The 23,563-nt window shown below is 66.7% G+C and carries 19 protein-coding genes; 7 read left to right on the forward strand and 12 right to left on the reverse strand.

The features are described from left to right. Positions 1 to 8: 8 nt before the first annotated feature. The 8 genes from ACTIEY_RS13700 to ACTIEY_RS13735 all read right to left on the reverse strand — a co-directional run bounded on the left by ACTIEY_RS13700 (position 9) and on the right by ACTIEY_RS13735 (position 10,367). Positions 9 to 509: a histone H1-like DNA-binding protein gene (locus ACTIEY_RS13700; RefSeq protein ID WP_086125287.1), complete on the reverse strand. Its 501-nt coding sequence runs from the start codon at positions 507 to 509 to the stop codon at positions 9 to 11. 232 nt (positions 510 to 741) lie between these two features. Further along, on the reverse strand, positions 742 to 1,932 hold the full coding sequence (locus ACTIEY_RS13705) for a ribonucleotide-diphosphate reductase subunit beta (protein WP_439519689.1): 1,191 nt from the start codon (positions 1,930 to 1,932) through the stop codon (positions 742 to 744). Between the two features lie 142 nt (positions 1,933 to 2,074). Further along, the gene (locus tag ACTIEY_RS13710) at positions 2,075 to 4,942 is read right to left on the reverse strand and encodes a ribonucleoside-diphosphate reductase subunit alpha (protein ID WP_439520296.1); all 2,868 of its coding nucleotides are present in this window, start codon (positions 4,940 to 4,942) and stop codon (positions 2,075 to 2,077) included. A 464-nt stretch (positions 4,943 to 5,406) separates the two neighbouring features. Further along, complete coding sequence (gene ampD / locus ACTIEY_RS13715; protein WP_439519690.1) at positions 5,407 to 6,027, reverse strand: 1,6-anhydro-N-acetylmuramyl-L-alanine amidase AmpD; 621 nt, start codon at positions 6,025 to 6,027, stop codon at positions 5,407 to 5,409. Beyond that, positions 6,011 to 7,510: a sigma-54-dependent transcriptional regulator gene (locus ACTIEY_RS13720; protein ID WP_439519691.1), complete on the reverse strand. Its 1,500-nt coding sequence runs from the start codon at positions 7,508 to 7,510 to the stop codon at positions 6,011 to 6,013. The genes ampD and ACTIEY_RS13720 overlap by 17 nt, the downstream gene beginning before the upstream one ends. Next, positions 7,507 to 9,315 (reverse strand): sensor histidine kinase, encoded by a 1,809-nt coding sequence (locus ACTIEY_RS13725; RefSeq protein ID WP_439519692.1) that lies wholly within the window; start codon positions 9,313 to 9,315, stop codon positions 7,507 to 7,509. Before ACTIEY_RS13725 ends, ACTIEY_RS13720 begins: the two co-directional genes overlap by 4 nt. A gap of 1 nt (position 9,316) precedes the next feature. Further along, a complete protein-coding gene (locus tag ACTIEY_RS13730; RefSeq protein WP_439519693.1) occupies positions 9,317 to 9,556 on the reverse strand; it encodes a PP0621 family protein in 240 nt (79 codons plus the stop codon). A 10-nt stretch (positions 9,557 to 9,566) separates the two neighbouring features. Next, positions 9,567 to 10,367, reverse strand: a complete 801-nt coding sequence (locus ACTIEY_RS13735) for a cytochrome C assembly family protein (protein WP_439519694.1) — start codon at positions 10,365 to 10,367, stop codon at positions 9,567 to 9,569. A gap of 152 nt (positions 10,368 to 10,519) precedes the next feature. On the opposite strand from ACTIEY_RS13735, the gene ffh reads away from it, so the two are divergent. Genes ffh through ACTIEY_RS13770 form a run of 7 tightly spaced genes read left to right on the forward strand, consistent with a single transcriptional unit; the run spans position 10,520 to position 17,526 of the window. Continuing rightward, on the forward strand, positions 10,520 to 11,890 hold the full coding sequence (ffh, locus tag ACTIEY_RS13740; protein ID WP_439519695.1) for a signal recognition particle protein: 1,371 nt from the start codon (positions 10,520 to 10,522) through the stop codon (positions 11,888 to 11,890). 13 nt (positions 11,891 to 11,903) lie between these two features. Next, positions 11,904 to 12,524: a pyridoxamine 5'-phosphate oxidase family protein gene (locus ACTIEY_RS13745; protein WP_439519696.1), complete on the forward strand. Its 621-nt coding sequence runs from the start codon at positions 11,904 to 11,906 to the stop codon at positions 12,522 to 12,524. Positions 12,525 to 12,538: 14 nt separating this feature from the next. After that, positions 12,539 to 13,363, forward strand: a complete 825-nt coding sequence (locus ACTIEY_RS13750) for an SDR family oxidoreductase (protein WP_439519697.1) — start codon at positions 12,539 to 12,541, stop codon at positions 13,361 to 13,363. Further along, positions 13,360 to 14,670 carry a flavin-containing monooxygenase gene (locus ACTIEY_RS13755; RefSeq protein WP_439519698.1) on the forward strand — a complete coding sequence of 437 codons (1,311 nt, stop codon included), beginning with the start codon at positions 13,360 to 13,362 and terminating at the stop codon, positions 14,668 to 14,670. The genes ACTIEY_RS13750 and ACTIEY_RS13755 overlap by 4 nt, the downstream gene beginning before the upstream one ends. Before the next feature lie 29 nt (positions 14,671 to 14,699). Further along, positions 14,700 to 15,623: a bile acid:sodium symporter family protein gene (locus tag ACTIEY_RS13760; RefSeq protein WP_439519699.1), complete on the forward strand. Its 924-nt coding sequence runs from the start codon at positions 14,700 to 14,702 to the stop codon at positions 15,621 to 15,623. Next, positions 15,620 to 16,618 carry an SDR family oxidoreductase gene (locus ACTIEY_RS13765; RefSeq protein WP_439519700.1) on the forward strand — a complete coding sequence of 333 codons (999 nt, stop codon included), beginning with the start codon at positions 15,620 to 15,622 and terminating at the stop codon, positions 16,616 to 16,618. Before ACTIEY_RS13760 ends, ACTIEY_RS13765 begins: the two co-directional genes overlap by 4 nt. Next, the gene (locus ACTIEY_RS13770; protein ID WP_439519701.1) at positions 16,615 to 17,526 is read left to right on the forward strand and encodes an EamA family transporter; all 912 of its coding nucleotides are present in this window, start codon (positions 16,615 to 16,617) and stop codon (positions 17,524 to 17,526) included. The genes ACTIEY_RS13765 and ACTIEY_RS13770 overlap by 4 nt, the downstream gene beginning before the upstream one ends. Positions 17,527 to 17,611: 85 nt before the next feature. On the opposite strand, the gene mdoH is transcribed toward ACTIEY_RS13770, so the two are convergent. From mdoH to ACTIEY_RS13790, 4 genes are all read right to left on the reverse strand, one after another. Further along, complete coding sequence (mdoH, locus tag ACTIEY_RS13775; protein ID WP_439519702.1) at positions 17,612 to 19,609, reverse strand: glucans biosynthesis glucosyltransferase MdoH; 1,998 nt, start codon at positions 19,607 to 19,609, stop codon at positions 17,612 to 17,614. Next, positions 19,582 to 21,153 (reverse strand): glucan biosynthesis protein G, encoded by a 1,572-nt coding sequence (locus ACTIEY_RS13780; protein ID WP_439519703.1) that lies wholly within the window; start codon positions 21,151 to 21,153, stop codon positions 19,582 to 19,584. The genes mdoH and ACTIEY_RS13780 overlap by 28 nt, the downstream gene beginning before the upstream one ends. Positions 21,154 to 21,344: 191 nt before the next feature. Continuing rightward, complete coding sequence (locus tag ACTIEY_RS13785; protein ID WP_439519704.1) at positions 21,345 to 22,775, reverse strand: sigma 54-interacting transcriptional regulator; 1,431 nt, start codon at positions 22,773 to 22,775, stop codon at positions 21,345 to 21,347. A gap of 15 nt (positions 22,776 to 22,790) precedes the next feature. Then, positions 22,791 to 23,483, reverse strand: coding sequence for a hypothetical protein (locus ACTIEY_RS13790; RefSeq protein ID WP_439519705.1), 693 nt, complete (start codon positions 23,481 to 23,483; stop codon positions 22,791 to 22,793). Between the last annotated feature and the right edge of the window lie 80 nt (positions 23,484 to 23,563).

The following is a 23,563-nucleotide window of genomic DNA, read 5'->3' on the forward strand; positions in this document are numbered from 1 at the left end:
CGAGAGAATCAGGGCTTGCTGGACGTGGGGAACGGCCAGGCAGCCTGAGGGTTGAGCTTCGTCTGCGCCGCAGGTGCTGCAGCAGGGGCTGCCGGCTTCTTGGCCGGCTCAGCTTTTTTTGCTGGGGCTGCCTTCTTCGCAGGGGCCTTCTTCGCAGCGGCCTTTTTCGCAGGAGCCTTCTTCGCAGCGGCTTTCTTCGCCGGCGCTTTCTTGGCGGCAGCCTTCTTCGCAGGCGCCTTTTTCGCGGCGGCCTTCTTGGCAGGCGCCTTCTTGGCAGCGGCCTTCTTCGCCGGAGCCTTCTTCGCTGCGACCTTCTTGGCCGGAGCCTTCTTCGCCGGAGCTGCCTTCTTCTTGGCCGGTGCGGCTTTCTTCGCCGGGGCCTTCTTCACAGCGGCTTTCTTGGCCGGAGCCTTTTTGGCCGGAGCTGCTTTCTTCGCAGCGGGTTTCTTGGCCGGAGCCTTCTTAGCCGGTGCGGCCTTTTTGGCCGGGGCTTTTTTTGCAGTTGCCATTGTTTTCTCCTTGATCAAGTTGCAAAGAGCACTTCATCCGGTCAGGTTGCCGGTGAAGTGATTCAGCGCCCTGGAGCCGCGTGGATGCATCCGCGGCTGGCCCCAAGGTGTTGAATCCTGTGACAAGACCCTGCCACCGGCGCCATCGCGTCGGGTACAGGGTCTTGAATGAACGGTACACATTTCAATTTCAGGTTGTTTCGGGCAATGCAGCCCCGGCTGTGGTGTGGCATCAATCCCAGGAAAGAGCCCCGCCGGACTGGTATTCGATCACGCGGGTTTCAAAGAAATTGCGTTCCTTCTTGAGATCGATCATCTCGCTCATCCAGGGGAACGGATTTTCTTCATTCGGGAACATCGGCTCCAGGCCGATCTGCGTGGCGCGCCGGTTGGCGATGTAGCGCAGGTAGCCTTTGAACATCGAGGCGTTGAGACCCAGCACGCCGCGCGGCATGGTGTCTTCAGCGTAGCGGTATTCGAGCTCAACGGCCTTCAGGAACAGTTCCTTGATCTCGGCCTTGAACTCGCTGGTCCACAACATCGGGTTCTCCATCTTGATCGCGTTGATCAGATCGATGCCGAAGTTGCAGTGCATGGACTCGTCGCGCAGGATGTACTGGTACTGCTCGGCGGCACCGGTCATCTTGTTCTGGCGACCCAGCGCCAGGATCTGCGTGAAGCCCACGTAGAAGAACAGACCTTCCATCAGGCAGGCAAAGACGATCAGGCTCTTGAGCAGGGTCTGGTCGGTTTCGGGCGTCCCGGTGTGGAAGTTGGGGTTCATGATCGCCTCGATGAAGGGGATCAGGAACTCGTCCTTGTCGCGGATGGACTGGACTTCGTTGTAGGCGTTGAAGATCTCGGATTCGTCCAGGCCGAGCGACTCCACGATGTACTGGTAGGCGTGCGTGTGGATGGCTTCCTCGAAGGCCTGGCGCAGCAGGAACTGGCGGCACTCGGGTGCGGTGATGTGGCGGTACGTGCCCAGCACGATGTTGTTGGCCGCGAGCGAATCGGCGGTGACGAAGAAGCCGAGGTTGCGCTTGACGATGCGGCGTTCGTCTTCGGTCAGGCCGTTCGGATCTTTCCAGAGCGCGATGTCGCGGCTCATGTTCACTTCCTGCGGCATCCAGTGGTTGGCGCAGGTGGCGAGGTATTTTTCCCACGCCCACTTGTACTTGAACGGCACCAGCTGGTTGACGTCGGTCTGGCCGTTGATGATTCGCTTGTCCGCCACATTGATGCGGCGCGCGGGCGCAGCGGTTGACGTGGCGGCCTTGGGTGCGGAAGCGGTGGGGATCGAAGCGGAGAAGATGGGAGCGCGCTCACTGGACAGTGAGTCTTGCAGGCCCGACATGCTGTGAGGCAGTGGGCTGATCGCTGGCTTCGATGAGGGCGTGATGTGGTCGTCCCAGGTCAACATAGAGGTGTCCAATGCTCGGATTATCAAAGTGTCTGCTTGAATTGCAAAGTGATCATGTGCGTTGAGCCGCATTTGTGTTGCGGTGTTGCATCGAATGCGATCCGCATCGGATCGCATTCGTGTGCGTCAACGCACACACGCATCACTGGCAAGCCTCGCAGCCTGGATCGTCGATGGCGCAGAACTTGATGTCGGTCGCAGGTTCTGCATCGATCGTCGGTGCGCTCGCGATGGCCGTCTGCGTGGCCGTTGGCGTCAGCGACACCGCGTTGAGCTGGCCGGTGCGACCGGTCGATTTCTCGATCTGGGTGGCGGAGGTGGTGCGCAGGTAGTAGGTGGTCTTGAGACCGCGCAGCCACGCGAGTTTGTAGGTGTCGTCGAGCTTCTTGCCCGACGCGCCAGCCATGTAGATGTTCAGGCTCTGTGCCTGGTCGATCCACTTCTGACGGCGGGCCGCAGCCTCCACCAGCCAGAGCGGTTCAACTTCAAACGCGGTGGCGTACAGCGCCTTCACTTCCTGGGGCACGCGGTCGATGGGACGCAGCGAGCCGTCGAAGTGCTTGAGGTCCATGACCATCACGTCGTCCCACAGACCCAGGCGCTTGAGATCCTTCACCAGGTAGCTGTTGATGACCGTGAATTCGCCCGACAGGTTGGACTTCACCGACAGGTTGCCGAAGCAAGGCTCGATGGAAGCGTCCACGCCGATGATGTTGGAGATGGTCGCGGTGGGCGCAATGGCCACGCAGTTGGAATTGCGCATGCCGTCGGCCGCGATCTTCTTGCGCAGCGCCTCCCAGTCCAGCGTGCTGGAACGGTCCACGTCGACATAGCCGCCGCGTTCACGGGCGAGCAGGTCCAGCGTGTCGGAGGGCAGGATGCCCTTGTCCCACAACGATCCGCGGTAGCTGGCGTAACGGCCACGCTCGCGGGCGAGTTCGGTGGAAGCCCAGTAGGCGTAGTAGCAGACGGCTTCCATCGAGCGGTCAGCGAAATCCACGGCCTCGTTCGAGGCGTAGGGAATGCGAAGCTCGTACAGCGCATCCTGGAAGCCCATGACACCCAGGCCCACCGGGCGGTGGCGCATGTTGGAGTCCCGTGCCTTCTTCACCGCGTAGTAGTTGATGTCGATCACGTTGTCGAGCATGCGCATGGCGGTCTTGATGGTGACCTGCAGCTTGTCGTGATCGAGCACCTTGGCGCCGTCATCCGCGACCTTGATGTGGTTGAGCAGGTTGACCGAGCCCAGGTTGCAGACGGCGGTTTCGGTATCGCTGGTGTTGAGCGTGATTTCGGTGCACAGGTTGGAACTGTGGACCACGCCGGCGTGCTGCTGCGGGCTGCGCACGTTGCAGGCGTCCTTGAAGGTGATCCAGGGGTGGCCGGTCTCGAACAGCATCGAGAGCATCTTGCGCCACAGGTCGCTGGCGGGCACCTTGCGGTAAGGCTTGATCTCGCCCCGCGCGGCCTTTTCTTCGTAGGCCACGTAGGCCTTCTCGAAGTCAGCGCCAAACTTGTCGTGCAGATCGGGCACATTGTTGGGCGAGAACAGGCTCCATTCGCCCTTCTCCATCACGCGTTTCATGAACAGGTCGGGAATCCAGTTCGCTGTGTTCATGTCGTGGGTGCGGCGGCGGTCGTCGCCGGTGTTCTTGCGCAACTCCAGGAACTCTTCAATGTCCAGGTGCCAGGTTTCGAGGTAGGTGCAGACCGCGCCCTTGCGCTTGCCACCCTGGTTCACCGCCACGGCGGTGTCGTTCACCACCTTGAGGAAAGGCACGACACCTTGCGACTCGCCGTTGGTGCCCTTGATATGAGAGCCCAGCGCGCGAACGCGCGTCCAGTCGTTGCCCAGGCCGCCAGCGAACTTGGAGAGCAGTGCGTTCTCCTTGATCGACTCGTAGATGCCATCGAGGTCATCGGGCACGGTCGTCAGGTAGCAGCTGGAAAGCTGCGAGCGCAGGGTGCCGGCATTGAACAGCGTGGGCGTGGAGGACATGAAGTCGAACGAGGAAAGGACCTCGTAGAACTCGATGGCGCGGGCTTCCCGGTCGATCTCGCCCAGCGACAGTCCCATGGCCACGCGCATGAAGAAAGACTGCGGAAGCTCGATGCGGGTCTTGCGCACGTGCAGGAAGTAGCGGTCGTACAGGGTCTGCAGGCCGAGGTAGTCGAACTGCAGGTCGCGCTCGGGCTTGAGCGCCCTTCCCAGGCGGTCCAGATCGAACTGCAGCAGCTTCTCGTCCAGCAAGTCGTTGGCCACGCCCTTCTTGATGAAGGTCGGGAAGTACTCGGCGTAGCGCGCGCCCATTTCGGTGGAGGGCACTTCCTCGCCCATCACTTCCTTGACGATGGTGTGCAGCAGCAAACGTGCCGTGGCGTAGGTGTAGTCGGGATCTTTCTCGATCAGCGTGCGCGCGGCCAGGATGGAGGCCTTGTAGACCTCTTCGATCGGCACGCCGTCGTACAGGTTGCGCTTGGTTTCAGCAACGATCGGATCGGCCTGGACGTCCTTGCCCAGGCCTTTGCAGGCGTCTTCGATCAGGCCCTGCAGGCGCTGCAGGTCCAGCGGTACCCGCGCGCCGCCGTCGATGACATGCAGCGTGGGCTCGGCCGGTTGGGCCGCCACCGCCTGGTGGGCGCGCTCCTGGGTGCGGCGCTCGCGGTAAAGAACATACGCACGGGCGACTTCGTGGTGACCGCTGCGCATGAGGCCGAGTTCGACCTGGTCCTGCACGTCTTCAATGTGGAAGGTGCCGCCGCCAGGGCGTGAGCGCATCAGCGCGCGGGCCACGTTCTGGGTGAGTTCGTCCACCGTCTCGCGCACGCTGGCAGAGGCCGCGCCCTGCGTGCCGTGCACCGCCAGGAAGGCTTTCATCATGGCCACGGCGATCTTGCTGGGTTCGAACGGCACCACGGCGCCGTTGCGGCGGATGATCTGGTAGTGGGCAAAGACCGAGCTGCTCGCTGCCGGAGAAGCGATGCCGGGCATGCCGGCGGTGGGCTTCATCTGGGCTTGTGATGGCGTGAAGGTGGGAGAAGCGGTCAGCATGGTTCCTCTTTCATTTGTTGTGTGGTGACTGCACCGTGTTCGCGGCGTCAGGAGAAGGGTGCGTGGTCGCGGTGCCGTCGTCAGGGCAGGGCGCGCTGAGGCTCGACGAAGGCCACCTGAAGGACAGCGTTCAGGTGGAGTCGATGCTGGACGGGGGATGTTCCGAAACTCACAGCGCACACTATATCTGGTGTGTCGCCCCCATTCAAGCCACTACAGGTAGTGTTTGAAAAATACCACCGGGGCCAGGCGATCCGATGAAAGCACCTCTGCACGCACCTTGCGCAAGCAGGTGCTGGGAAGCGCCGGTGATTGCTTGCGATGGTTTCGAAGAGGCAGTCGGGCCGCGCGATCCGGGCCGATTTGTCGCCACATGCCGCGCCGTTGCGCACCCGTCCTGTGTGGCCTTGCCGGAGGACGCGTCAGGCTGGTGGCGTGGTCCGTTCGTCGCCAGGGGCGCACTCGGGAAAACACGCATGCGCCCAACCGAGTTCGCGGCGAAGCCGCGTCCATTCGAAGCCCGGTCCCGGGTCCTGCTTGCGTTGCGGCGCGATGTGCTCGTGCCCCGCGACCTGCGACACGGGGTACCGGCGCGCCAGTTCGGTGCACAGCTTCGCCAGCGTCTGGTACTGGGCTGGTTCGAAGGTGTCACCCTCCAGACCTTCAAGTTCGATGCCGATGGAATCGTCGTTGCGGTTCTCGCGCCCGTTCCACTGCGATGCGCCGGCGTGCCAGGCGCGCGCATCCACGTCGACGAACTGCACCAGCTCGCCATCGCGGCGGATGAAGAAATGGGCGGATACCTCCATCCCGCGTATCTGCTCGAAGTAAGGATGCGCCGTCCAGTCCAGCGCGTTGGTGAAGAGCTGCTCCACCTCGGGGCCGCCGTACTCGCCCGGGGGCAGGCTGATCGAGTGGATGACGATCAGGTCGATGTGGGCGCCGTGGGGCCTTGGGCCGTGGTTGACCGACGGGCAGTGGCGGGCGCCCTCGAACCAACCGGTGCGCCCGTCGATCCGCGACGTGTCAGGCGGCGTCGTCATCGGCGGTCGGCATGGCGATGCCCAGTCGCTGGATGCGGTAGCGGATCTGCCGAAGGTTCAGGCCCAGGCGCGCGGCCGCGGCCGTCCGGTTGAAGTCGCATTCACGCAGGGCCTTGAGCAGCACCAGTCGCTCCTGCTCGTCCAGGTACGCCTGCAGATCGGCGGGGATGTGTTCCGGAGGGCGCGTGGCCATCTCGCTCCGCGCGCCGGGTTCGTCGGGCAGCTGGTCGGGTTGCGTGGGGACTTCAAGAAGGTCGTCAGCGCCAGCGTCCCCGAAGTCTTCGGGCTCCAGCGTCTCGCCGCTGCTGAGGGCGAGTGCGCGTTGCAGCAGGTTCTCGAGCTCGCGCACGTTGCCGGGAAGGTCTCTGGCCTGCAGCCAGGCCAGCGCGCGCGGCGACAGCGCAGGCACGTTCTGCGCAGACTCGGCGCACAGGCGGGTCAGCAGCGCGCCCACCAGGCTGGCCAGGTCCTCGCGGCGCTCGCGCAGGGCGGGTGTGCGAAGCTCGATGACGTTGAGCCGGTAGAAGAGGTCCTGCCGGAACTGGCCCATCTGCACCAGCGCGGTCAGGTCGCGGTGGGTGGCGCTGACCAGCCGCACGTCCACCGATTCCTCCTGTACGCCGCCCAGCGAGCGCACGCGCCGTTCCTGGATCACGCGCAGCAACTTGGCCTGCATGGCCAGCGGCAGGTCGCCAATCTCGTCCAGGAACAGCGTGCCTCCGCGTGCGGCCTGGAAATAGCCCTCGCGGTCCTGCGTGGCGCCGGTGTAGGCGCCCTTGCGCGCGCCAAAGAATTCGGCCTCGATGAGGTTCTCGGGAATGGCGCCGCAGTTGACCGCGACGAACGGGCCAGCGCTGCGGTGGCTGCAGTCGTGCACCGCGCGGGCCACCAGTTCCTTGCCGGTGCCGGATTCACCGAGGATCAGCACGGGTGCCATGCTGGTGGCCACTTTCTCGATGCGGCCCTTGATCTGCACGATGCTGGGCGCCTGGCCCACGATGCGGTTGAGCGATTGCACACCGCTGGTCGGTGGCGCGATCCTGCGGCTGGTGTCGCCGCTGGATGCCGCCGGGGCCGTGGTCGCTCCGTTGGTGCCGCCGGTGGGCCGCTGGCTTTGCACCGCCGCCGTGACCGCACCCCGCAGTTGCTTGAGATCCACCGGCTTGGTGAGGTAGTCGAACGCGCCCGACTTGAGCGCTTCCACCGCGTTTTCCGCCGAGCCGTAGGCGGTGATGACGATGCATTTCTCACTGCGCTGCTGTTCGCCGAGTTCGCGCAGCAACTCCAGGCCCAGGCCATCGGGCAGGCGCATGTCGGTGATGAGCACGTCGAATCGGCGCTGCGCCAGCCACTCGCGCGCCTGCGTGAGGTCCGGCGCAGCCACCACCGCATGGCCTTCGCGCAGCAGGGTGAGCTCGTACAGCGTGCGCAGGTCGGGCTCGTCGTCGACGACCAGGATGGAGGCGGGGACGGCGGCGGTCATCGGGTCGCCAGCGGAGGATCACCCGACAGCGTGCTGCCACCGTGCACGCCCGAACGCGTGGCCAGGGAATCGACCACCGGATACGACAGGCTCTGCTGCACCGGATGCGGGTTGGCCGAGGCCTGCGTCGAGCAGGGCATGAGCACGTAGAACTCGTTGCCATCGCGCTGGTCCAGGCGGGTCCGCTGGTAGGCGATCTGCGCGCCGTAGCGTTCGCACAGTTCGCGGCAGATGTAGAGACCCAGGCCGCTGGAGCGGCTCTCGGAGGAGAAGAAGGGCTCGAACAGGTGGCGCATCACGCTGGCTTCCAGCGGCTGGCCGTCGCTCCAGATCGACATGCGGATGTGCTCGCTGCCACTGGGTTGCGTGATGACGCGGATCGACGAAGGCTTGCCGCTGGCGTGGCGGATCGCGTTGTCCAGCAGGTTCACCAGCAGCCGGCGCAAGTGTTCGGGATCGAACCCCACGTGGGCGGCCGGCGCGTGGGCGTGCACGCCCAGGGTTCGCTGGGCCTGGTTCTGGCGCGCCCATTCGTGGGTGACCTGGCGCACCATCTGGTCCAGCGGGAGTGAGGTCGCCGCGCCCAGGCCCTGGCTGGGCTGCGCGCGTGCCACATTGAGGATGTCGTCCACGATGCGCGAGAGGCGCTGGGCGTTCTGCTCGATCATGCTGGTCAGGCGCTTCTGCCCGGGCTCGCGCACCTCCTCGTCCAGCAGCGCATTGGCCTGGGAAATGGCCGACAGCGGATTGCGGATCTCGTGCGCCACAGCGGCCGACATGCGTCCCATGGAGGCCAGCTTTTCGGTGCGCACGCGGGCCTCGACCTCGCGCAGGTCTTCCAGGAACAGCACGCACAGGCCCGAGCGTCGCCCACCTTGTGCCGTGAGCTTGGTGCGCGCATGCAGTCGCTGGCTCGGACGCTCTTCGTTGTCGATGGTGGTTTCCGCCTCCAGCGACTGGCCCGATGCAAAGGTTTCATGGACCAGGGCGGCCAGGTGGTGCCAGCTGGAGCGGGCCGACAGCAGCAGCTTGGCCGGCTGGGCGGATACCTCACCCAGCAGCATGGCCTGGGCAGCGGGGTTGGCGTTTCTCACCACGCCATGCGGATCGACCACCAGCACGCCCACGCTCAAGCTCTCGATCACGAGTTCGTTGACCTGCGCCTGGGTCCGCGCAGCCGCCTGGCTGCTGGCGGCCAGCGCTTCCTCGCGGGCCAGGCGCAGCGCCAGCTGGTTGGCCAGCACCGCCACCAGGAAGAAGCCGGTGCCTGTCAGCCCGGTCTGCAGGAAGCGCGCGGTGGAGACGTCGCTCAGCAAGGGAGCGCTCAGCCACGATTCGGCCAGGAGGTACAGCGTGACGCTGGCCGCCGTGGCCAGTGCCAGAAGGAGCGGGCCGAGGATGGAAGCCAGCAGCACGGGCAGGGCAAACAACGGCGTGTAGTTGATGCCGCCGCTCTGGAAGAACTGCAGCAGCGCAAACACCATCACATCGACGCCGATCGTCAGCAGCCACTGCATCTTCTTCGGGCGGCCCTGTTCGACGGGTCGCCAGAAGTAGAGCACCACCAGGGTGGCGCACAGGTGCAGCGCGCACAGCATCACCAGCCATTCGGGGCCCCCGGTCTTGGTGACGACCACGAAGACCTGCAACGCGAGCAACACGGCGGCGATGAACACACGCGCGCGCATGAAAGCGCTCCAGAGCCGGACGAACGCGCGCATGCGTTGCTCGCGGCTCTGCGTGGTGCTGCCTTCGAAAGCGGAATACCACGAGGGGGCGAACTGCGAGCTGTGTTCGCGGGCCATGTCAGTTCGCGGTGCCTTCGTGCTGCCGCTGGTGCTCGACGCTGCAGTACGCGCCCACGCGGCCGCGCACCGCCTCGGTGTCCGGCAGGTGGGTGCCGCATTCGAGGCAGGCCACCATGATGGCCGGCACGTTCGATGGCGGGGTGGGCGCCCTGGGCGCATCGCCGCGCTGGGTGACGCGGTTGTTGCGCCATATATAGAAGGCGATCAGCACCACAGCCAGGACGAGCAGGTATTTCATGGGAGGGTTTTCAACTGCGGTGCAGCAGCACTTCCAGCACGAACCGCGAGCCGACATAGCCCAGCAGCAAGAAGCCCGCACCCACGTAAAGCGTGCGCACCGCCACGCGGCCGCGCCAGCCCAGTTGCCAGCGGCCCCAGAGCAGCACGCCCATGGTGAGCCAGGAGAGCACCGAGAAGGTGGATTTGTGGTCCCACACCCAGCGGTGGTTCAGGCTTTCGGAGAAATACCAGCCGGCCAGCAGCGTGGCGCTGAGCAGCGCAAAACCGGCCGCCACGAAACGGAAGGTGAGGCGTTCCAGCGTGAGCAGGGGCATGGCCGATTCGGTGGAGGTGCCCAGGCGCATGGCGCGTTCGGCGCGCTGCATCAACCAGGCGTGCACCACGGCGGCGGCGATCAGGCCATACGAAGCGATGCCCAGGGCCCAATGCAGCGGCAACCAGCTCGAGCGCAGCGCGGGGTAGGGGGAACCGGGGAACAGCAGCGCGAGCAGCACCACCAGCGTGCCCAGCACGGCCAGCGTCCAGCGGGCGCGCAGTTGCGGGAACAGCCGGCTCTCGACCAGGTAGACGGTGAGCACGAGCCAGGCAGTGACAGAGAGGGCGGGGGCGAAGCCGAAGCGCGCAGGCTGTTCGAACAGACCGAGGACCAGCACCACCAGATGCAGCAGCCAGGCCACACCCAGCAGGGTGCGGCTCTGGGCCGCGGACATGCGGGTGTGGGCCAGGGCCAGCCCGGCATAGGCCAGCGCCGCGAAACCGGACAACACGGCGACCGGCAGGTTGGACGCGAGCGCAGACGAGAGGCTCATCCAATGTGACTTTGATCAGGCTCTAGAATCATCTGCACAGTTTAACGGGCCTTGTGCGCCCCGGCCGTGCCGACCCGCCGGCCAAATCGGCCGCCGGCCGGCCCGCAGCGCGCGGGCACCGCGGCCAAGTCACTTCCCAACCCGAGCGCAGCATGGCATCAGCCCTATCAGACCGTCTATCACGCATCGTCAAGGAAATGCGCGGCCAGGCCCGCATCACCGAGGCCAACGTCACCGACATGCTGCGCGAAGTGCGCATGGCCCTGCTGGAGGCCGACGTCGCCCTGCCGGTGGTGCGGGACTTCATCGCCCGGGTGAAAGAGAAGGCGCTGGGCCAGGAAGTGGTGGGCTCGCTCACGCCCGGCCAGGCGCTGGTGGGCATCGTCAACCGGGAGCTCGCGGCCACCATGGGCGACGGCGTGGCCGACATCAACCTGGCCGCGCAGCCGCCGGCGGTGATCCTCATGGCCGGCCTGCAGGGCGCGGGCAAGACCACCACCACCGCGAAACTGGCCAAGCACCTGATCGAGAAGCGCAAGAAGAAGGTGCTGACCGTCTCGGGCGACGTCTACCGCCCGGCCGCCATCGAACAGCTCAAGACCGTGACCGCGCAGGCCGGGGCGGAGTGGTTCCCGAGCTCGCCCGACCAGAAACCGGTCGACATCGCGCGCGCGGCGATCGACTACGCCCGCAAGCACTATTTCGATGTGCTGCTGGTGGACACGGCTGGCCGGCTTGCCATCGACGAGGCCTTGATGCGCGAGATCCAGGAATTGCACGCCGTGCTCAAGCCGGTGGAGACGCTGTTCGTGGTGGACGCCATGCAGGGCCAGGATGCGATCAACACCGCCAGGGCCTTCAAGGACGCGCTGCCGCTGACGGGCATCATCCTCACCAAGCTCGACGGCGACTCGCGCGGCGGTGCGGCGCTCTCGGTGCGGCAGGTCACGGGCGCGCCGATCAAGTTCGCCGGTGTGTCCGAGAAGCTCGATGGCCTGGAGGTCTTCGACGCCGACCGGCATGCGCAGCGCGTGCTGGGCATGGGCGACATCCTGGCGCTGGTGGAGCAGGTGACCGCGGGCGTGGACATGGCGGCAGCGCAGAAGCTGGCGGCCAAGGTCAAGAGCGGCGAGGGTTTCGACCTCAACGATTTCCTGGACCAGATCCGCCAGATGAAGCAGATGGGTGGGCTCTCCAGCTTCATGGACAAGCTGCCCAGCGCGATGGCGGCCAAGGCGAGTCAGGTGGACATGGGGCGTGCGGAGAAGGACATCCAGCGCAAGGAAGGCATCATCTGCAGCATGACGCTCAAGGAGCGCCGCAAGCCCGAGATCATCAAGGCCACGCGCAAGCGCCGCATTGCGGCCGGTGCGGGAGTGCAGGTTCAGGACGTCAACCGTCTGCTCAAGGAGTTCGAGCAGATGCAGGACATGATGAAGAAGATGAAGGGCGGCGGGATGATGAAGATGATGAAGCGCATGGGGGGCATGAAGGGGATGCCCAAGTTGCCGGGCATGGGCTGACGGAGCACCGCTCATGACCGGGCGTGCCGAACCCCACACCATCGACGACCTCGCGTCGCTCCAGGCGCTTTTCGGTGCTGTGGGCGACGCCTCGTTGCGCAAGGAGGTGGCGCACCTGCACCCGGTTTATCAGCGCTGGATCGCCGCCTCGCCCTTCGCGGTGCTGGCCACCTCCGGCCCCGACGGTCTGGACGCCTCGCCGCGTGGCGACCCGGCAGGGCTCGTCACGGTGCAGGACGAACACACGCTCTTGCTGCCCGAACGCGCAGGCAACAACCGCGTGGACAGTCTGAAGAACATCCTGGCCGACCCGCGCGTGGCGCTGTTGTTCCTCGTGCCCGGCGTGGGCGAGACGCTGCGCGTGAACGGCCGGGCACGCATCTCCGTGGCGCCCGATCTGTTGCAGCGCCTGGCCATGGACGGCAAGCCGCCCCGGTGCGTGCTGGTGATCACGGTGGAGACGGTGTTTTTCCAGTGCGCGCGCGCCATGAAGCGCGCCCGGTTGTGGGAGCCTGGAGCGCCCGCGCCGGTCCCCAGCGCCGGCGACATGCTCGCGGCCCTCACCCGCAACGCCATCGATGGCGCCGCGTACGACCGCGCCCTGCCTGCGCGCCAGCGCGACACGCTGTACTGAGTCCGGTGGGTGGCATGAACACATCGACGACAACGCCCTTTCGCCTTGCCGTGGTGACCGGCGCCTGTGGCGGGCTGGGTCAGGCGCTGGCGCGCGAACTCATCGAGGGTGGTGCGCGCGTGGCGCTGGTGGGCCTGCAGCGACCGGCGCTCGATGCCCTGGCCGCGCTCGCGCCGGATCGTTGCGCCATCTACCTGCCCGACGTGTCCGACGCCCCAGCCATGCAGGCCACGGCCAGCGACTTCATGGCCCGTTTCGGCGTGCCCGATCTGGTGATCGCCAACGCGGGGGTGGCCGGCGGATTCGACACCGCGCAGGCGAGCGACCTGGCGGTGATGCGCCGCATGCTGGAGATCAACCTGCTGGGTGTGGCGACCACGTTTCAGCCCTTCCTTGATCCGATGCGCGCGCGTGGCCAGCCGGGCGCGCTGGTGGGCGTGGCCAGTGTGGCGGGTTGGCGCGGCATGCCAGGCAATGGCGCGTATTGCGCGAGCAAGGCTGGTCTCATCGCCTACCTGCAGAGCCTGCGCGCCGAACTGCGGCCCACGGCGCTGACCGTGCACACCGTCAGCCCGGGCTACCTGCGCACCGCGCTCACCGCCGGCAACCGCTTCGCCATGCCGGGCCTGCTCGAACCCGATGAGGCCGCGCGCCGTTTGCTCGCAGGCGTGGCGGCCGGCACCGAACACATCGTGCTGCCACGGCGCATCGGCTGGTTGTCACGCCTGCTGGGGCTGTTGCCCGCGTCGCTGCACGACCGCATCCTGCTCGGCCAGCCGCGCAAACCGCGAGTGGGCGAAGTGGGTGCCACCGAGATCCCTGGCATCAGGAAACCATGACGAATACCACCGAACAGATCGCGCTGATCGGCGCCGGCCCCTCCGGCCTGGCCGGTGCCCGCTGCCTGCAGAAGCACGGCATTCCTTTCCAGGGCTTCGAGGCCCACACCGACGTCGGTGGCCTGTGGAACATCCACAACCCGCGCTCCACGGTGTACCAGTCGGCGCACCTGATCTCCAGCAAGCGCATGACCGAGTTCAGCGAATTCCCCATGGCTGAGCGCGTGGCCGATTACCCCAGCCACCGCGAGTTGCTGTACTACTTCAGCGCGTTTGCCGACCATTTCAAGCTGCGCGAGCATTTTCATTTCGGCACGCGCGTGCTGAAGGTGGAACCGGTGAGCGAAGCGCCCGACACGCTCTGGCGCATCACCACCGAAGACACGCAGGGACGACAGACGACCGCCGACTACAAAGGTGTGGTGGTAGCCAACGGCACCCTGGCCGAGCCCAACATGCCGGCGTTCGAGGGCCACTTCGCGGGCGAATTGCTGCACACCTCGGCCTACAAGCACGCTGAGCTTTTCAGGCACAAGCGCGTGCTCATCGTCGGCGCGGGCAACTCGGGTTGCGACATCGCCGTGGACGCGGTGCACCAGGCGCGCAGCGTGGACATTTCGGTGCGGCGCGGCTACTACTTCGTGCCCAAGTACGTCTTTGGCAAGCCGGCCGATTCGGTGGGCGGCAAGATCAAGCTGCCGCCGTGGCTCAAGCAGAAGATCGACAGCACCGTGCTGAAGTGGTTCACGGGCGACCCGGTGCGCTTCGGCTTTCCCCAGCCCGCCTACAAGATGTACGAGTCGCATCCGGTGGTGAACTCGCTCATCCTGTACCACATCGGTCATGGTGACGTGGGCGTGCGCGCGGACATTGCCCGGCTCGACGGCCACACCGTGCATTTCAAGGACGGCACCCAGGGCGAGTACGACCTCGTCCTCGCGGCCACCGGCTACAAGCTGCACTACCCGTTTCTGGACCATGCGCTGCTGACCTGGAAGGGCATGGCGCCTGCGCTGTACCTCAACATCTTCGCGCCGCGTTTCGACCGTCTGGCCGTACTCGGCATGGTGGAGGCCAGCGGCCTGGGATGGCAGGGGCGCTACGAGCAGGCCGAGCTGGTGGCGCGCTACTTCAAGGGCCTGGATGAGGGCAAGGCCGCCGCCACCGCCTTGAAGACGGCCAAGGCCGGGCCACCACCCGATCTGTCGGGTGGCTACCAATACCTGCGACTCGAGCGCATGGCCTACTACGTGAACAAGGACGTCTACCGCGCCACCGTGCGCAAGGCGACCGACGCGCTGGCCTGACAGAAGACACCCACAAGAGGAGACAACGCATGCTGCCCGTGGACGAAATCCGGCTCAACTTCAACCCGGCCTCGCTGGCCGTGCTCAACGGCGTGCTGGCCTTCCTGATGTTCGGCATCGCACTGGACACGCGCATCGACGATTTCCGCCGTGTCATGCGCATGCCGCTGGCGTTCACGGTGGGCATCGTGGCGCAGTTCGTTGCATTACCCGCCATCACCTTCGTGCTCACGCTGTTGCTGCAGCCCGGCCCCAGCATTGCGCTGGGCATGATCCTGGTGGCGTGTTGCCCTCCGGGCAACGTGAGCAACATTCTCACCCACCGGGCCAACGGCAATGTGGCGCTCAGCGTGTCGATGACGGCGGTGTCCAACGCGATCGCCATCGTCGCCATGCCGCTCAACTTCGCGTTCTGGGGCGGCATCCATCCCACCGCGGCGCCGCTGCTCAAGACGATTGCGCTGGACCCGCTGGAGATGGTCGGCCACATCCTGCTGATCATCGGCGTGCCCTTCGTGCTGGGGCTCTGGTGCGCTCACCGGTTTCCCAACTGGACCCTGCGCTTCAAGAAACCGGTGCGCGTCCTCAGTTTTCTCGCGCTCATCGCCTTCATCGTCGGTGCCATTGCCGGCAACTGGCGCTATTTCCTGGACTACGTGGGCCTGGTCTTGCTGGCGGTGGTGATCCACGACGCGCTGGCCTTTGGCACCGGCTACGCGATCGCGCGCGCCGCCGGCCTGCCGGACTACGACCGGCGCGCGCTCTCCATCGAGGTCGGCATCCGCAACGCGGGGCTGGGCCTGGTCATCATCTTCAGCTTCTTTGGCGGGCTGGGGGGCATGGCGGTGGTGGCAGGCGTGTGGGGCTTCTGGGACATCATCGCTGGCCTGATCCTGGCCAGCTGGTGGGCCAGGCGGCCCTTGCAGGGCGGCGTCCCGGCGGCCCCGAAATGAGCCCCGGCCACGCGGCCCGGCGCGTGCTGGTCACGGGCGCCGACGGCTTTCTCGGGCGCGGCCTGGTCGCGGCGCTCGCGCAGCAACCCGGGGTGGAACAGGTGGTGGCCGTGGACGTGCGCGAAGTGCCTGCCGAGCGCCGCCTGCCCGGTGTGCTGACCGTGGCGCAGGACGTGCGCGACGCGGCCCTGGCAGACACCATGGCGCGCCACGCCATCGATACCGTGGTGCACCTGGCTTCCATCGTCACGCCGGGCAAGGGCTCGAACCGCGAGTTCGAACACTCGGTGGACGTGGGCGGCACGCGCAACGTGATCGACGCCTGCCTGGCCCATGGTGTCCGGCACCTCGTGGTCTCCAGCAGCGGCGCCGCCTACGGTTACCACGCCGACAACCCGGCTTGGCTCACCGAACACCATCCCCTGCGCGGCAACGAGGTGTTTGCCTATGCGCACCACAAGCGCCTGGTGGAAGAGATGCTGGCCGAGGCACGCGCAGCGCATCCCGCCTTGCGCCAGACCGTGCTGCGCATCGGCACCATCCTGGGCGAGCGCGTGGACAACCAGATCACCGCGCTGTTCGAGAAGCCGCGCATCCTGGCGATTGCTGGCAGCGACAGCCCGTTCGTCTTCGTGTGGGACGAGGACGTGACCGGCGCCATCCTGCATGCCTTGAGCGGCCAAGGCGTGCCGGGTTGCTACAACCTCGCTGGAGATGGCGCACTCAGCCTTTTCGAGATCGCGCGCCGTCTGAACAAGCAGCCGCGCGTGCTGCCAGCCGGCGTGCTGCGCCTGGCACTGCGGGTCGGATCTGCGCTGGGCCTCACGCGCTACGGCCCCGAGCAACTGGACTTTCTGCGCTACCGCCCGGTGCTGCTCAACACCGCGCTGAAGCAGCGGTTCGGCTACACACCGCAGAAGACCAGCGCCGAGGCGTTCGAAGCGTTCGTGGCCGCGCGTGAGGCCCAGGGGCGGCCGGTGAGGTCGCCCGCATGACGGTGCTGCCGCTGTCTCGTGGGGACCTGCTGCGCGCGCTGGGCGTGGTGGTGATCTGGGGTCTGAATTTTGTGGTGATGAAGGTGGGTTTGCAGGACGTGGGCCCCATGTTGCTGGGTGCGCTGCGCTTCGCGCTGGCGGCCTTGCCCTTCCTGTTGTTCGTGAGTTTCCCCAAGCTGCCATGGCGCTACGTGGTGGGCTACGGCCTGGCGCAGGGATTGGGGCAGTTCGGGTTTCTGTTCCTTGGGCTGAAGCTGGGCATGACCGCGGGCATGGCCTCGGTGGTGATGCAGACGCAGGCGTTCTTCACGCTGCTGCTGGCGGTGCCGGTGCTGGGCGAACGCGCACGGGGCGCGCAGTGGCTGGGCCTGGGTGTGGCGCTGGCGGGCTTGTTGCTGATCGCCACGGCACACGGCGAAGGCCCGGGTCAGATGACGCTGGCGGGCTTCGTGCTCACGCTGTCGGCCGCGTTCATGTGGGCGGTCTCCAACCTGGTGGCGCGCCTGGCCAACCGGGTGTCGGACTACGACCCGCTGCCTTTCATTGTCTGGAGCAGCGTGTTCCCGATCCTGCCGTTCCTGTTGCTCGCGGTCTGGATGGATGGGCCGCAGCTTGTGTGGCAACAGCTCGCCGGCCTGAACCTGAAGTCGTTCCTGGTTGTGCTGTTCCTGGCGTGGTTCGCCACGCTGCTGGCCTACAGCCTGTGGACCCGCCTGCTCAAGCGCCACCCGGCCGGGCGCGTCACACCGTTTTCTCTGCTGGTGCCAGTGGTGGGCCTGTGGGCGGCGTGGGTGTTCTTTGGCGAGTTGCCGTTGCCGCAGCAGTGGTTGGGGACGTGCTTGGTTCTCTTTGGGCTGGTTGTGAATCAGCTTGGAGGCTCAGTGATGGGCTGGCTGCGTAGAGGTTGAGCGTTTCGTTCGTCAACCTCGCGCCAGGCCGGAGAGCGCGCATCCGCTTCGTCCGACCCTGCCTACATGGTCGAGTGAACGGTATTCACGCAGCCGAAGGCACCGTGAAGCGGCTCGCATGACGCCACGCACGGCGCAGCACCGCAGGCGACCACGATTCCTCGGGAATCAGCAGCACGCCGCGTGAGCGCATCCAGGCACCCAGATCCACATGGCTGGTGGCCACAGTCAGGGGCACGGCCAGCAGCAGCGGCAGGGCGACCGGGGCGAGCCAGATCAGGGCCATCGGGTTGATCGCGGCCACGCCCACGGCCATCAGGCCGATCACCAGCGTCATCGGCGCCAGGCTGGTGAGCGCATCGCGCCAGCTCACGCCGTTGGCTTCCCGCGGGGGCGACTTCCACTCCAGCTTGATGCCGGTGATCGCCACCAGCACGAAGAGCGAATGCGCCAGCATGCGGATGGGGGCCTGCAGGAGGGCCAGCACCGTTTCCGCCACCGAGCTGCCGAGCAGGGCGGCCGTGCCACCAAACGACTTCTGTTCGCGCTTCATGAACACCGCCAGCAGACCCAGCACGCGAGGCAGGAACAGCATCGACAGCGTCCAGGCCCACAGGGCACGAAGCTCGTCCGGCATGGCTTGCCAGAAGGTGGCCATGCCCGCGTCGGACACCCACAGCGCCGTGCCGAAGCTCAGGAACGCCAGCCACAGCGGCGCCGAGATGTACGACATGGCACCGATGGCGAACATCGTGCGGTGCACGCGGTGGATGCCGGGTTCGGCCATCAGGCGCGAGTTCTGCAGGTTGCCCTGGCACCAGCGGCGGTCGCGCTGCAGTTCGCTCAGCAGATCGGGCGGCTGCTGCTCGTAGCTGCCGGTGAGGTCGGAGACCAGCCACACGTGGTAGCCGGCGCGGCGCATCAGCGCGGCTTCGACGAAGTCGTGGCTCATGATGCCGCCCGACATGCCGCCGGTGCCCTTGATGGGCGCCAGCGCGCAATGCTTCATGAAAGGCTCGACGCGGATGATGGCGTTGTGGCCCCAGTAGTGCGACTCGCCGAGCTGCCAGAACTGCATGCCCAGCGTGAACAGACGACCGGTGACGCGTGAGCCGAACTGCTGCGCGCGGGCGTGCAGCGTGGCGTGGCCGATGGCCTGCGTGGCGGTCTGCACGATGCCGGCTTGCGGGTTGGCTTCCATCAGCTTGACCATGGAGACGATGCAGCTCCCGCTCATGACGCTGTCGGCATCGAGCACGACCATGTAGCGGTAGTCCTTGCCCCAGCGGCGGCAGAAATCGGCCACGTTGCCGGCCTTGCGGTGGCTGCGGCGCGTGCGCAGGCGGTAGTACACCTCGATCTGCGGCAGTTCGGGCTGGGCGGCGAGCGCAGCGCGCAGGTCTTCCCAGGCCGACTTTTCGGCCGCAGCGATGGCGGGGTTGTAGCTGTCGGACAGCACGAACACGTCGAACTGGCGCGAGTGGCCGGTGGCGGCCAGCGATTCGCAGGTGGCGCGCAGGCCGGCGAACACCGTGGCCACGTCCTCGTTGCAGATCGGCATGATGATCGCGGTGCGAGCGTCCGGGTTCATCGGGTCGTTGCGCACGGAAGCTGCCGACAGGGTGTGGGCGTCGCCCCGCAGCGAGACCCAGAACCCCATGAGCGCGGTGACGAAACCGGTGACCACCCAGGCCGAGAGCAGCGCGAACAGCGCGAGCTGGCCGTACTGCAGCCACGGGTTCGGGTGGACCGGCTGCGCATCGGCAAACAGGCTGGTGGCAAATGCCGTGCTCAGCACCGTGAGCAGCGCGAACACCGCGCGGCGGCGGTTGGCTGCACGTTGCCAGGCCATGGGCTGTTCCGCGCTTTCGCGCGTGGCGTCATCGCGGTTGTACGGCGGCAGGGCACGGCTGGCGGTGCTGAGCAGCGCGGTACCGATGCTGTTCCAGAAACCGCGCCACGGGCGCGGCACCATGGAGCCACGGTTGATCGGCGGCGCGGTGACCGAATTCGGATGACGCACTTCGCGCAGGTGGGTGCTGGAGGGCGTGGAGCTCATTCGGGTAGCAGCAGATGTGTCCATGTTTCGCTCACGGTGTCGTTGATGTGTTGGAGGTAGGCGCGCAGCTCGACGGGCTGCTTCGCATCGATGCGCTCAACGCGCAGGCTCACGCGCCAGGAGCGCGTGGCGGGGTTGGGATAGGCCAGCGCTTCGATCACGCGGCCGTTGCTGTTGGCCGTGACCACCGCGCGCACCGGTGCGCCGGCGGGCAGGGCGTCCAGGGCCGGGCCGGTGAAATCCAGCACGTACTGCGGTTGCTGCAGTTGCTCGGCGGGTGTGAGGCGGGTGAAGCCGTAGCCGCGGCGCGTCTGCGTGACCCAGCTCGACGGCGGGCGCTGCTGGTTGTCGCCTTGCCAGGCCATTTCGTAGGCCACTTCCAGCGGCTGGCCCGGTGCTGGCAGGGTGGCGGGCACCCAGTAGGCAACGATGTTGTCGTGCGTCTCGTCGGGTGTCGGCAGCTGCACCAGTTCCACGCGGCCGGCGCCCCAGTTGCCCAGGGGCTTGATCCAGGCGCTCGGACGGCGCTCGTAGCGCGCTTCCACGTCTTCGTAGCTGGCGAAGCTGCGGTCGCGCTGCATCAGGCCAAAACCGCGCGGGTTCTGCATGGCAAACGAACTCACCGCGATGCCGTTGGGGCGCTGCAAAGGGCGCCACATCCATTCACCTTCGCCGCTGACCATCATCAGGCCGTCGGAGTCGTGCACTTCGGGACGGAAGTCGCCGGGCGCGGGCTGGTTCTCGCCCGAGAGGAACATGCTCGTGAGCGGCGCGATGCCCAGCGTGTTCACCGGGCCGGCACCGGCACGCAGGTAAACGCGCGCCGTCACCGTGGTGGTGGTCTGCTGGCCCGGGCGCACCACGAAACGGTAGGCACCCGTGGCCCGCGGCGACTCCAGCAGCGCCAGCACCGTCACTTCAGTGGCACCGGCGGCAGGACGCTGGATCCAGAACTCGGAGAAGCGCGGAAATTCCTCACCGCTGCCGCCCACCGTGTCGATCGCCAGGCCGCGCGCGGACAGGCCGTATTGCTGGCCTGCACCGAGCGCGCGGAAGTAGCTTGCGCCCTGGAACACGATCAGCTCGTCCTTGTACTGCGTCCCGTTGAGCGGGTAGTGCAGGCGGAAACCGGCATGGCCAAGGTCGCCCCAGGGGGCTGGGTTGAAGGTGTTCTTGCCGTAGTCGAAATCGGCGCCGCGGTAGGGCAGGTGGCTGACCGAGCCCTGGGGCGTGATCTCGTGGATGCGGACCGGCTCGGTCTGGTAGAGGCCGAGGTGGAAGAACTGGGCCTCGAAAGGCAGCTGTTCGGCGCGCCAGACCGATTGCGCCGGCTTGAACCGGATGTCGCGCAACTGGTCGTAGGTGATGTTGGCCAGCTCGGCCGGCAGCTTGTCGCTGTTTGCGCGATAGGGCTCCGCAGCGCGGGTCTGAGCCAGCCGGCTCACGCTGTCGAAGTCAAAGGCCTGGGCGTGCGCTGACGCCCCGAAAAACAGGGCCTGCAGCGCAAACAGCACCGCCCAGCGGCGGGTCTGCTGCAGCGTGTGATGAGGCGAAAAAGACAGGGTCATGCCCTGTATGGGGCAAGGCCTGTGCCAGCGCGAAAAAGCGCTTGTGAATCAAGCACTTGCAGCAGCGGCCTGCCCCCGGAGCCGTCTCAGGGTATTCCCGAGGGGCTGAAAGTTCGCCTTTTTGTCGCCAATCAGCGACAGCGGGACACTTGCTTCAGAAAAACTTCAATGAAAACAACAGCTTGAGCGTGTCACTCATCGGCGACAAGGTCGCTGCCCACGCCCGGGGAAAGCCCGAAACTGTCGCTCTTGAACAGACCCGGCGTGAGGGCGTGTTTCTGCAGCAGACGGTAGAACTCGGTGCGGTTGCGCTGCGCCAGGCGTGCGGCATCGGCCACGTTGCCGTCGGTCATCTTCAGCAGGTCGACCAGGTACTCGCGCTCGAAACGCTGCTTGGCATCGGCAAAACTGAGGACCTCCACCGACGGCGTGCGCAGCGCGCGCTGCACCAGCGCGAGCGACACCAGCGGCGTGGTGGACAGGGCGCAGACCTGCTCCACCACGTTGTAGAGCTGGCGCACATTGCCCGGCCAGGCGGCCATGGTGAGTGCCTTGAGCGCTTCGGGCGCGAAGCCCGAACTGCGCTTGCCGTATTTGGCCGCGAGCTTGGCCAGGAAGTGGTTGGCCAGCAGGGCGATGTCCTCGCGCCGTTCGGCCAGCGTCGGCAGCGTGAGCGTGACCACGTTGAGCCGGTAGTACAGGTCCTCTCGGAACTGCGCGGTGGCCATGGCGTCTTCGAGGTTGCGGTGCGTGGCCGAGATGATGCGCACGTCCACCGGCAGCGACTGGCTCGATCCCAGCGGGCGCACCGCGCGCTCCTGCAGCACGCGCAGCAGCTTGACCTGCAGCGCGGGCGGCATGTCACCGATCTCGTCGAGCAGCAGGGTGCCGCCATCGGCCGTCTGGAACAGGCCCTTGTGGTTGGCCACGGCGTCGGTGAAGGCGCCCTTCATGTGGCCGAAGAGTTCGGACTCCAGCAGCGCTTCCGGAATGGCGCCACAGTTCACCGCCACGAAAGGCTTGTTGGCGCGCGCGCTGGCCTTGTGGATGGCGCGTGCGAGCATTTCCTTGCCGGTGCCGGAGTCGCCGCGCAGCAGCACGCTGGCGTCGCTCTGGGCGACCATGCGCGCTTCGGCCAGCACGTCGGCCATGCGGTTGGAACGGCTCACGATCTCGCTGCGCCAGGCCTCGTCGACCTGCGCGCTCTGGTGTGCGGGCGCGCCCAGGGCCAGCGCCTGGGCGATCTTCTCGAGCAGTTCCTTGGCGTCGTAGGGCTTGGTGAGGTAGGTGAAGACGCCGCGCGCGGTGGCCTCCACCGCGTCGGGAATCGTGCCGTGCGCGGTGAGGAGGATCACCGGCAGGGAAGGGTGGCGCGCACGGATCTCGTCGAACAGCGCCAGGCCGTCGCGCCCGGGCAGGCGCACGTCGGAGAGCACCAGCTGGGGACGTTCGATGTCGAGCTGCGCCAGCGCCGCCTCGGCCGAACCCACGGAGGTGATGTGGTAGCCGGCCGAGCCCAGTCGCATGGCCAGCAGGCGCAGCATGTCGGCGTCGTCGTCCACCACCAGCAGGCGCGCGCGGGGCGTTCCCGAGGCGTTGGCGGTGGTCACGGCGGCGTTCATCGCGACGGTGGGGCGTCAGGGCGCGGGCCGCGCAGGGGTGGGCGCGGGTGCCGAAGCCGGCGGTGCGGGGGTGGCGCTCGGGCGCGAATTCAGGCTGCGCTCGATGGCGCGCATGGCTTCCAGGCGTTCGTTGAGCTGGTCGATGCGGCGCTGGCTGTCGCGCAGTTGCTGCTGGTGGCGGTCGTTCAGGTCTTCCAGCCGGCGCATTTCCGTGAGCCGTTCGGCCATCAGGCGCGCCAGCGGCTTGAGCTGCACGCTCTCCGGCCCAGGGTGTCCGACCACGCGCTGCACCAGTCCCAGCGAACGGGCCGTGTCGGCCGGCAGGTGGGTGTGCATGAGTGCCAGCGCCAGTTGCATCTGGCGCAGCGGCACATTGCCGGGATCGCCCAGCACCACGATCTCGGCGGCCAGATCGGTGGGGTTGAGCACACGCAGGCGCTCGGCGTAGGTGAGCAGCGCGGTGATGACGTCCGGTACCGCGCGCGACTCCGAGTCGAGCACCACCGGCGGCTGCACCGGCGGTGGCTGAACCGGCGTCACGGTGAGCGAGGGCGGGGGCGGCGGCAAGGGCGATGCGGCTGGAGGAGGCGTCAGGACCGAAGGCACCACGGGCACGGTTTCAACGGGTGGCGCCGCGGGGGCGGTGCCGCAGGCCACCAGCGTGCTGGCCAGCAAAGTCAACAGGCCGATGCGCGAAGCGCGAGGCAATACAGGTCGCGAAACACCGCGGATCCGGGTTTGCCGGGCCGCAGGTGTTGCCCCCTGGAGGGGGGAAGCGTGTTCGCTGG

The organism is Hydrogenophaga sp., assembly GCF_051858985.1.
GTDB lineage: Bacteria > Pseudomonadota > Gammaproteobacteria > Burkholderiales > Burkholderiaceae_C > Hydrogenophaga.

Excerpts from the sequence above, each read along its gene's own strand:
- ACTIEY_RS13755 (WP_439519698.1), top strand. The coding sequence starts at position 13,360 with ATGACGAATACCACCGAACAGATCGCGCTGATCGGCGCCGGCCCCTCC.
- ACTIEY_RS13735 (WP_439519694.1), bottom strand. The coding sequence starts at position 10,367 with ATGAGCCTCTCGTCTGCGCTCGCGTCCAACCTGCCGGTCGCCGTGTTG.
- ACTIEY_RS13700 (WP_086125287.1), bottom strand. The coding sequence starts at position 509 with ATGGCAACTGCAAAAAAAGCCCCGGCCAAAAAGGCCGCACCGGCTAAG.
- ACTIEY_RS13770 (WP_439519701.1), top strand. The coding sequence starts at position 16,615 with ATGACGGTGCTGCCGCTGTCTCGTGGGGACCTGCTGCGCGCGCTGGGC.
- ACTIEY_RS13780 (WP_439519703.1), bottom strand. The coding sequence starts at position 21,153 with ATGACCCTGTCTTTTTCGCCTCATCACACGCTGCAGCAGACCCGCCGC.
- ACTIEY_RS13750 (WP_439519697.1), top strand. The coding sequence starts at position 12,539 with ATGAACACATCGACGACAACGCCCTTTCGCCTTGCCGTGGTGACCGGC.
- ACTIEY_RS13710 (WP_439520296.1), bottom strand. The coding sequence starts at position 4,942 with ATGAAGCCCACCGCCGGCATGCCCGGCATCGCTTCTCCGGCAGCGAGC.
- ACTIEY_RS13760 (WP_439519699.1), top strand. The coding sequence starts at position 14,700 with ATGCTGCCCGTGGACGAAATCCGGCTCAACTTCAACCCGGCCTCGCTG.
- mdoH (WP_439519702.1), bottom strand. The coding sequence starts at position 19,609 with ATGGACACATCTGCTGCTACCCGAATGAGCTCCACGCCCTCCAGCACC.
- ACTIEY_RS13745 (WP_439519696.1), top strand. The coding sequence starts at position 11,904 with ATGACCGGGCGTGCCGAACCCCACACCATCGACGACCTCGCGTCGCTC.
- ACTIEY_RS13725 (WP_439519692.1), bottom strand. The coding sequence starts at position 9,315 with ATGGCCCGCGAACACAGCTCGCAGTTCGCCCCCTCGTGGTATTCCGCT.
- ACTIEY_RS13730 (WP_439519693.1), bottom strand. The coding sequence starts at position 9,556 with ATGAAATACCTGCTCGTCCTGGCTGTGGTGCTGATCGCCTTCTATATA.
- ACTIEY_RS13705 (WP_439519689.1), bottom strand. The coding sequence starts at position 1,932 with ATGTTGACCTGGGACGACCACATCACGCCCTCATCGAAGCCAGCGATC.
- ACTIEY_RS13720 (WP_439519691.1), bottom strand. The coding sequence starts at position 7,510 with ATGACCGCCGCCGTCCCCGCCTCCATCCTGGTCGTCGACGACGAGCCC.
- ampD (WP_439519690.1), bottom strand. The coding sequence starts at position 6,027 with ATGACGACGCCGCCTGACACGTCGCGGATCGACGGGCGCACCGGTTGG.
- ACTIEY_RS13785 (WP_439519704.1), bottom strand. The coding sequence starts at position 22,775 with ATGAACGCCGCCGTGACCACCGCCAACGCCTCGGGAACGCCCCGCGCG.
- ffh (WP_439519695.1), top strand. The coding sequence starts at position 10,520 with ATGGCATCAGCCCTATCAGACCGTCTATCACGCATCGTCAAGGAAATG.
- ACTIEY_RS13765 (WP_439519700.1), top strand. The coding sequence starts at position 15,620 with ATGAGCCCCGGCCACGCGGCCCGGCGCGTGCTGGTCACGGGCGCCGAC.